Source organism: Anaerolineae bacterium (assembly GCA_014360855.1).
Lineage (GTDB): Bacteria > Chloroflexota > Anaerolineae > JACIWP01 > JACIWP01 > JACIWP01.
The window spans coordinates 1-4,892 of sequence record JACIWP010000227.1 but is presented as its reverse complement, the minus strand read 5'-3'; the positions used below and the strand labels follow the sequence as shown (position 1 = coordinate 4,892).

The following is a 4,892-nucleotide window of genomic DNA, read 5'->3' as shown; positions in this document are numbered from 1 at the left end:
GCCGCTTCCATGATCACGCGGAAGATGATATCCTGGTCGACATCGGTGTTGGCAGGGATGGCATAGAAGTCAGCCGCGGCTGGGCCGGCGTGAGGCCCTCCTGGCACCGCGCGCGGAGCCGGCGCGAAACCGATCATGCCTACGAATTTGGACTTGTCGGGATTGTCCATGTTGGCGGCGCGGCTCGCCCATGTATTGGCGGAGGCCAGGGTGCCCGTCTCCAAACCGATCTCCGTGTCGTCAATGCTCCAGGTCAGCCCCTCCTCGCCCATGCAGGCGTCGACGATTTCCAAGATTTTCTCAACGGCCTTGACGCCCTCAGGCCCGTTGAACGCCGGGGTGCTGTCGTCATTCAGCCATTTGCCCCCAAAGGCTTTCAGCATGTTGTGAAACTCAATGCGCCAAGCCCAGCCCGCATGCAGGTTAATGGTGAACGGCAGTTCCAGATCCTTCTCCTGCTTGAGAACCGAGCAAGATGCAATCACGTCGTCGTATGTCTCTGGAACCGACAGACCGTACTTCTCAAACAGGTCCATGCGATAGAAGTACAGCATGGTGTTGGCAACAATGGGGATGCCGTAGACCTTGCCATCATATGTCGCCAAGTTATACAGGCTGGGATCGATGTCATCCAGGGCGTACTGCTCTTTGTACTTGGCGATCAGGTCATCCAGAGGAAGCAGTTTCCCTTCGGAGGCCAATTCAGTGAGGAGCGCATCATCCACATGCAGGATCTCGTAAGGGGATTTGCCCTGCCCAGACAGGGAGAGCCGCATCTGCTCCTTGGCTGACCCTGAATCAAGCAACAGCGTGTTGACCCGCAGGTTGGGGACGTTGCCGCACTTCTCCAGCTCTTTGGCATAGAATTGGGTGATGGGGAATGCCCAACCGATCATGTCGATCTGCGTGGGCTGGTCCGGCGGCGTCATGTTGCATCCGGACGGGGCCGGCGTGGGCGTGACTACCTTCTCCACCACTACCGTCTCTTTGACAACGGTAGGCACCACTTGGGTGACCACCTTCTCCACTTCTTTGGTCACCTCGACGACCTGTGGGGTGGGCGCGGCACAGGCAGCCAGCAAGCCCAGGACCACGAACATGGACAGCAAGGCGAACAGCTTTTTCATCTTTTTCCTCCCTCTTCATGAAATTGGGAAACACGGTAACGTCGAAACCAGTTTATGCATACGTATTCATTAATGTTGTAACTGCACCACCTCCTTTCCTTCCTGTCACTTTCGCCGCCGCTCTAGTCGGTGAGGAGATTGCCCAGACGCGCGGAGGAGCGGACGATGAATGAGGGAGAGATAAAACGCACGATACGCTCTTCGGTCACCCTGCCGATAGCGTCCAACAACACATCTAGCGTCACATCGACCATGCGGTCGATGGGCTGGTGGACGGTGGTGAGCTGGTAGTTTGGCCAGGCGGCCATGGGGATATCATCGAATCCGATAATGGAGAGGTCTTCGGGAACCCGCAGGTTCATCTCGCGGCGTGCGGCATCTATCGCCGCCATAGCCATCAGGTCATTGGCGCAGAAAATGGCGTCTGGGAGAGGCTGAAGGTGGAGCAGTTTCAGTGCCGCTTGGTAACCGGATTCATAGGTGTAGTCGCCGCCGGCACGCGCATATAGGCTCATGCCCCGTTCGTTCAGCCGCTCCGTGAATCCCATTTCGCGGTCCCGGTTGGTGGAGCTCCCCGGTTCGCCGGCAATGTATGCGATGCGAGCATGGCCGGCATCGAGCAGGGCATCGGCCACCATACGCCCGCCGGCGACGTTGTCACAGCAGACGGCATGAACCCTTGTATCCAGCGAATACCGGTTGAACAGCACCACCGGCGTTCCCAGGCGAGCACATTCATCCGCCAACAGGGATGACAACTCCGCGGAAGTGATAATAATGCCATCTACCTGATACTGCAGGGCCATTGGCAGTACTTCTTCGAGTTCTGCGCCATTCTGGACATTCAGCAGTAAGGTCCAGTACCCCAGCGCCTGGAGCCTGGACGTAAATTCCTGCAGGAGGCGAGCATAGAAGGGATTCATAAAGCGAATGAGGACGATGCCGATGATGCGTGTGGACTGTTGGTTCAAACTGCGCGCGATGGCATTCGGGCGGTAGCCCAGTTTCCTCGCAGCAGCCAGCACCCGGGCCCGTGTTTCCGGGGAGACATTGGTGGCGGCGGAGAAGACGCGGGACACTGTGGCTTGGGAGACGCCGGCAAGCTGTGCCACCTCTACCGAGGAGACAGAGCCCTTTCGCGTTCTGTGCCTCTGGCGTAACGTGGATGCCATCGCGCCGATATCCTGGCAAATCTGGCTGAATACGTATTCACAGTATACCACACCCCATGATTTTTGTCAAGAGGCAAATTTGCAGTACAAAGCTCGGTTGGGTCGGGCGGCCGACATGGGGAAGCGGCATCCGGAATCGCTCTTCGATGAGGTCCGCTACCCCGACTGCATCGTCGAGACCATATTGGGGGATCGGGGGGCGAAGCGCGGGCCGCTGACCACGGTGATCAGCTCCGCCGGCGCGTAGATCAGGCTGATACTGTTTCCGTGCCGGCGCATAGGGGGTCCGGCCACGCGGTCACGGGTTTTCTCCGGCAGGCCGGCCCACATGGCGCCCAGTTTGCCGGCGTGGTACAGCGGTAGCAATCAGTACCCCCGGCGCGATTCGAACGCGCAACCAACTGCTTAGAAGGCAGCTGCTCTGTCCGTTGAGCTACGGGGGCACGCTCATTATCCATTGTATCAGCCGGCCCCATTGTGTCAAATCTATATCCCCCAACCTCCCGCCGAATGTCAACTCTGAATTGACATCCCTGCCCCCATTGTATAAAATACAAGGGACATGCTCGCCGGCCCATCATCCCTGGCCTATATACCGCCGTCATGAGAGGTACATCCATGAAAGCACGCATTGACTGGAACGCCTTGTTCGCCCCTCTCGATGTCATGAACATCCCTGTCTCCCAAACCCATCTGCGCCGCGTCACCGCCGTCCAGCACACCCCCACCGGCCTGCTACTGACGGTCGAAACCGCCGCCGGCCAACCCATCCCGGTGCAGATCGACCTCATCCAGCCCGATCTCCTGCGACTGCGCATGAACCCTCACGGCATCCGCCAGGCAAAAAGCGACATCCTGGTCCAGGAAAGCTGGCCGGCACCAGCGTTCGAGGTAGAGGAAACCCCGGAGGCCATCACCATCCTGACCGAGCGCCTGCGGGTGGTGCTCCAGCGCTTCCCCTGGCAAATGCGCGCCTATGACCGCTCTGCGCCGGCCGATGCCGAACCCTTCTTCGCCGAACGCTTCAACGACCGCGCCTACGGCTACGCGTATGAGGTCCCCCCCATCGGCTACGAGGAGGACGCCGGCGGATTCATCACCGTCCACGAGACCGTTGCCCTCCGCCCCGGTGAGGCGCTGTACGGCTTCGGGGAGAAGTTCACCCCGCTCAACAAGCGCGGCCAGGAGCTGTACTCCTGGTCCATGGACTGCGGCAACGTCAGCAGTTTCCGCTCGTACAAAAATGTGCCCTTTTTCATGAGCACCGCCGGCTACGGCCTCTTCATCCACACCTCTTTCCCCATCGTCTACCGCATGGGAAGCGAATCCAGCATCTCCTACTCCTTCCACATCGCCGACAGCCAGCTCGACTATTTCCTTATCTACGGCCCATCGCTGAAACATATCCTCTACCGCTACACCGAGCTGACCGGCCAAGCACCGGTCCCGCCCAAGTGGTCGTTCGGGTTCTGGATATCGCGCTGTGGATATAAAACCCGTCAGGAGGTCGAGGAAGTCGTGCGGGAGATGCGGGCGCGCGGCTTTCCTTGCGACGTGCTGAGTCTGGACCCCTGGTGGATGGGCGAGGGGCCGTGGTGCACGTACGAATGGGATGAGGAGCGCTTCCCCCGGCCGGCCGAGATGATGGCCGAACTGCGCCGGCAGGGCATCCGCACCTGTCTCTGGATCACCCCCTATATCCCCGCCGGCACCCCGCTCTATGAAGAAGGCAAGGCGCGCGGCTACTTCATCCGCCGGCCCGACGGCTCGATCAGCCCGGTGCTGGAGGCCTTCGCCGGCCGCGACCTGGCGGCGGTGGACTTCACCAACCCCGAGGCGGTGGAATGGTTCCTCTCCCATCTGCGCCGGCTCCTGGACATGGGCGCGGCCGTCTTCAAGACCGATTTCGGCGAACAGGCGCCGGCCGATGCCCTCTACCACGACGGACGCTCCGGCCTGGAAATGCACAACCTCTACCCGCTCCTGTACAATCGCGCGGTGTTCGAGCTCACCCGTCAGTACTTCGGCCGCGGCCTCACCTGGGGGCGTTCCGCCTACGCCGGCTCCCAGCGCTACCCCGTCCAGTGGGGCGGCGACAGCTACAGCAGTCTGGACCAGATGGGCACCCAGCTCCTCGGCTTGCTCAGCTACGGCATGTCCGGCGTTCCCTTCTGCAGTCACGATGTCGGCGGGTTCGATTATCCCCCGGAAGCGTTCGATCACCCGCGCCAGGAGGACTATCCGCGCGATGCGGTGGTCTACGCGCGCTGGCTCCAGTTCGGCGTCTTTTCCTCTCATGTGCGCGCCCACGGCAAACAGCCCCGCGAGCCGTGGCAGTACGGGCCAGAGGTCGAGGCCATCGCCCATCGTTACCTGTCCCTGCGCTACCGCCTGCTCCCGTACATATACTCGGAAGCGGTGCGCAGTTCCCAAGCCGGCCTGCCTATGGTGCGGCCGCTGGTGCTGGAGCATCAGGATGACCGCAGTACGTGGCATATTGACCATGAATACCTGTTCGGGGAGAGCTTCCTCGTGGCGCCGGTGACCTCGCGCGATGGCCGGCTCTCCGTCTATCTGCCGGCCGGCACCTGGT

General features: G+C 60.9%; 4 protein-coding genes and 1 tRNA gene. 2 read left to right on the top strand and 3 right to left on the bottom strand.

Annotated elements, in window-relative coordinates; translation table 11 throughout:
* The coding region (locus H5T60_11550; protein ID MBC7243067.1) for an extracellular solute-binding protein at positions 1-1,127 on the bottom strand (1,127 nt) is incomplete at its 3' end.
* Between the two features lie 122 nt (positions 1,128-1,249).
* Positions 1,250-2,299, bottom strand: a complete 1,050-nt coding sequence (locus H5T60_11545; protein ID MBC7243066.1) for a LacI family DNA-binding transcriptional regulator — start codon at positions 2,297-2,299, stop codon at positions 1,250-1,252.
* A 79-nt stretch (positions 2,300-2,378) separates the two neighbouring features.
* On the opposite strand from H5T60_11545, the gene H5T60_11540 reads away from it, so the two are divergent.
* Positions 2,379-2,546: a hypothetical protein gene (locus H5T60_11540; protein ID MBC7243065.1), complete on the top strand. Its 168-nt coding sequence runs from the start codon at positions 2,379-2,381 to the stop codon at positions 2,544-2,546.
* 123 nt (positions 2,547-2,669) lie between these two features.
* On the opposite strand, the gene H5T60_11535 is transcribed toward H5T60_11540, so the two are convergent.
* Positions 2,670-2,742, bottom strand: a tRNA-Arg gene (locus H5T60_11535).
* A 175-nt stretch (positions 2,743-2,917) separates the two neighbouring features.
* On the opposite strand from H5T60_11535, the gene H5T60_11530 reads away from it, so the two are divergent.
* Positions 2,918-4,892, top strand: a 1,975-nt coding sequence (locus H5T60_11530) for a DUF4968 domain-containing protein (GenBank protein ID MBC7243064.1), incomplete at its 3' end; no start/stop codon positions are given.